Here is a 3885-nt window from a genome sequence, read left to right as displayed (position 1 = left end):
TCGGTTGACGATAGTAACGACATGCAATAGTATCGACGCATGGCGATCCAGTCGTTTCGGTGCCGGGAGACGCAGGCCCTGTTCGAGGGAACGCGGGTGCGTCGATTCATCAACATCGAAACGGTGGTCATGCGCAAGCTGGCGATGTTGCACCGTGCGGCCAATCTCGACGACTTGCGCATTCCGCCCAACAACCGCCTCGAAGCCTTGAAAGGCGGTCGTCGAGGCCAGCACAGCATCCGCATCAACGACCAGTGGCGGCTGTGTTTCACCTGGACCGCCAGCGGCCCGGGCAAGGTCGAAATCGTGGATTACCACTAGGAGGCATGGCCATGCGCAAGATTCCCTATCCGCATCCGGGCAACATCCTGATGAACGAATTCCTCGCGCCGATGGGCATCACCCAGTACCGGCTGGCCAAGGCCATCGGCGTGCCGCAGCGGCGCATCGGCGAGATCGTTGCCGGCACCCGCGCCATTACCGTCGATACCGGCCTGCGACTGTCGCGTTTCTTCGGCACCTCGGACGAGTTCTGGACCGGGCTGCAACTGGACCACGATGCCGCCAACGCCAAGGACGCACTTGGTGAAGTGCTGGCCACCATCCAGCCGTGGAAGTCGGCGGCGTGAGCTGAGGCAGACGAAAGTAACGAACGAGGAACCCGATGCCCCTGAGCCTCAACGAAATCCGCGAACGCGCCCGCGCCTTTGCCCGCGAGTGGGCCGGGGAAACCAGCGAGCGCGCCGAGGCGCAGAGTTTCTGGAACGAGTTTTTCCACGTGTTCGGCGTACAGCGCCGCCGCGTCGCGGTGTTCGAGCAGAAGGCGCAGCGTTTTTCCGGCAGCCAGCACGGCCGCATCGACGTGTTCTGGCCCGGCGTGCTGTTGGCCGAACACAAAAGCCAGGGTCGCGATCTGGACGCCGCCTACGCGCAGGCCACCGACTATTTCGCCGGCCTGAAGGACGCCGAACTGCCGCGCCATGTGCTGGTCAGCGACTTCCAGCGCTTCGTCCTGCACGATCTGGAAACCCGCGAGCACTTCGAATTTGCGCTGGCCGATCTGCCGAAAGAGATCGGCCGTTTCGGTTTCATCAGCGGCTACCAGACCCGCAGCTACAAGGAAGAAGACCCCGTCAACGTGCAGGCCGCCGAGCGCATGGGCCGCCTGCACGATGCGCTGAAAAGCGCCGGCTTCGATGGTCACGCGCTGGAAGTGCTGCTGGTGCGGCTGCTGTTCTGCCTGTTCGCCGACGACACCGGCATCTTCCCGCGCCAGGGTTTCCACGAGCTCATCAGCCAGCGCACGCACGAGGACGGCAGCGACCTTGGCATGTGGATCGCACGCGTGTTCCAGGTGTTGAACACGCCGCCGGACAAGCGCCAGATCACGCTGGACGAGCAACTGGCGGAGCTGCCCTACGTCAACGGCAAATTGTTCGAGGAACTCCTGCCGCTGGCCGACTTCAACGCGCCGATGCGCGCCCTGCTGCTGGACGCCAGCCAGCTTGACTGGAGCCGGATCAGCCCGGCGATCTTCGGCTCGATGTTCCAGTCGGTGATGGACGCCAAGGCGCGCCGCAACCTCGGCGCGCATTACACCAGCGAGAAGAACATCCTCAAACTCATCGGCCCGCTGTTCCTCGACGGCCTGAAGGCCGAACTGGACAAGGCCGGCCACGACGACAAGAAACTGGCGCAGCTGCATCGCAAACTCGCCACCCTGAAGTTCCTCGACCCGGCCTGCGGTTGCGGCAATTTTCTGGTCATTGCCTATCGCGAACTCCGCCTGCTGGAATTGCAGGTGCTTGAGCGCCAGTTCGCCCGCCAAGCCTCGGTGCTGGCGCATGTGCAAGACCATGTGCTGGTCGACGTGGACCAGTTCTACGGGATCGAGATCGAAGAGTTCCCCGCGCAGATTGCGCAGGTGGCGCTGTGGCTGATGGACCACCAGATGAACCTGCGGGTGTCCGAGCAGTTCGGTGACAACGTGCTGCGCCTGCCGCTGAAAAAGTCGGCCACGATCGTGCATGGCAATGCGCTGCGGATCGACTGGAATGCCGTGGTGCCGGCGGCGGAGCTGGATTTCATTTTGGGGAATCCGCCGTTTGTGGGCTCGAAGATGATGAGCGCCGAGCAGCGCGAGGATTTGCTGGCGATTGCAGGTCCGCTGAAGGGCGCAGGCGTGCTGGATTTTGTGTCTGCGTGGTATTTGAAGGCCGCCGCATACATGAAGCCCCTCTCCCCACGGGAGAGGGCTTGGGGTGAGGGCAACGCGTCTGAGCCCCTCTCCCTCCGGGAGAGGGGTTGGGGTGAGGGCGCCGTTGACGACAAGCCCAAAGCGCCCTCATCCGGCGCTGCGCGCCACCTTCCCCCGGAGGGGGAAGGAAAGGCCATTCGCTGCGCCTTCGTCTCCACCAACTCCATCACCCAGGGCGAGCAGGTGGGCGTGCTGTGGGGCGCGATGTTGAACGCGGGCATGCGCATCTTCTTTGCGCATCGCACCTTCCAGTGGAACAACGAAGCACGCGGGGTAGCGGCGGTGCATTGCGTGATCGTGGGCTTTGCCCGCGGCGACATCGCGCCCAAGCGTTTGTTCGACTATCAGGATATTCGCGGCGAACCGCACGAGCTGCTGGCAGGGAACATCAACCCGTATCTGGTGGACGCTGCGGATGTGCTGCTGCCCAGTCGCAATACGCCGATTTGCGCGGTGCCGGAAATCGGTATCGGCAACAAGCCGATCGACGGCGGCCACTATCTGTTCACCACCGACGAGCGCGATGCCTTCATTGCGAAGGAGCCCGCTTCAGCAAAGTGGTTCCGGCGCTGGCTCGGCGCGGATGAGTTCATCAACGGCTGGGAACGCTGGTGCCTGTGGCTGGGCGATTGCCCGCCGTCGGAATTGCGGGCGATGCCGGAAAGCCTGAAGCGCGTGGAAGCGGTGCGGCAGCTGCGGCTGGCCAGCAAGAGCGCGCCCACGCAAAAGCTGGCGGCGACGCCGACACGGTTTCATGTGGAGAACATTCCGGACGACAATTATCTGGTGATTCCGGAAGTGTCATCCGAGCGGCGCCATTTCATTCCGATTGGCTTCATGTCGCCGGAAACCTTGTGCAGCAATCTGGTGAAGATCGTGCCGCATGCCACGCTGTACCACTTCGGCATCGTCACCTCCACCATGCACATGGCATGGACACGCGCCGTCTGCGGTCGGCTTGAAAGCCGCTACCGCTACTCCGCTGGCATCGTCTACAACAACTTCCCCTGGCCGGCGCTGCCCTCACCCCAACCCTCTCCCGGAGGGAGAGGGGGCGAAGCGTCACCGGGTAATGCTCTTCCTTCTCCCCCCGGGAGAAGGTGCCCCGAAGGGGCGGATGAGGGCGCTGTTGACGACAAGCCCAAAGCGCCCTCATCCGGCGCTACGCGCCACCTTCCCCCGGCGGGGGAAGGACAAGCAGGCAGCGCACTAGAGCCCCGGGAGAGCAAGCACCGCGCCGCGATTGCAACCGACGCCCAAGCCGTGCTCGACGCCCGCGCCCAGTTTCCCGATGCAACCCTGGCCGATCTCTATGACCCGCTGACCATGCCGCCGGCGCTGGTGAAAGCCCACGCCGCGCTGGACAAGGCGGTGGATGCCGCCTATCTCGCCGCCGAGAAATCCGCCGGCCGCAAACCGCCGAAACTGTCCACCGACGCCGAACGCGTGGCCTTCCTGTTCCAGCGCTATCAGGCATTGACCAGCCTGCTGCCGACCATCAAGCCGAAGCGCTCGCGCCGACCCAAACCAGCGTAAGGTCAGCGCTCTGTATTCGTGGAGCAAACCATGGCCAAAGTGACCGGCATCGGCGGGGTGTTCTTCAATAGCCGCGGCGACAGCGCCGCGCT

At 63.9% G+C, this 3885-nt stretch carries 3 protein-coding genes; all 3 read left to right on the top strand.

Going from position 1 to position 3885, the window contains the following annotated elements:
* Window positions 1-39: 39 nt before the first annotated feature.
* The 3 genes from IT472_RS11655 to IT472_RS11645 are packed head-to-tail and all read left to right on the top strand — an operon-like array spanning window position 40 to window position 3793.
* Window positions 40-321: a type II toxin-antitoxin system RelE/ParE family toxin gene (locus IT472_RS11655; protein WP_297181729.1), complete on the top strand. Its 282-nt coding sequence runs from the start codon at window positions 40-42 to the stop codon at window positions 319-321.
* 11 nt (window positions 322-332) lie between these two features.
* Window positions 333-629 (top strand): HigA family addiction module antitoxin, encoded by a 297-nt coding sequence (locus tag IT472_RS11650; protein ID WP_297181726.1) that lies wholly within the window; start codon window positions 333-335, stop codon window positions 627-629.
* Between the two features lie 35 nt (window positions 630-664).
* Window positions 665-3793 (top strand): DNA methyltransferase, encoded by a 3129-nt coding sequence (locus IT472_RS11645; protein ID WP_297181724.1) that lies wholly within the window; start codon window positions 665-667, stop codon window positions 3791-3793.
* Window positions 3794-3885: the final 92 nt, after the last annotated feature.

The sequence above is a fragment of the Thermomonas sp. genome, from assembly GCF_020850895.1.
GTDB lineage: Bacteria > Pseudomonadota > Gammaproteobacteria > Xanthomonadales > Xanthomonadaceae > Thermomonas.
Note: the sequence above shows the minus strand (reverse complement) of the source record. Positions and strands in the feature narration are given on the sequence as shown.

Excerpts from the sequence above, each read along its gene's own strand:
- IT472_RS11655 (WP_297181729.1), top strand. The coding sequence starts at position 40 with ATGGCGATCCAGTCGTTTCGGTGCCGGGAGACGCAGGCCCTGTTCGAG.
- IT472_RS11650 (WP_297181726.1), top strand. The coding sequence starts at position 333 with ATGCGCAAGATTCCCTATCCGCATCCGGGCAACATCCTGATGAACGAA.
- IT472_RS11645 (WP_297181724.1), top strand. The coding sequence starts at position 665 with ATGCCCCTGAGCCTCAACGAAATCCGCGAACGCGCCCGCGCCTTTGCC.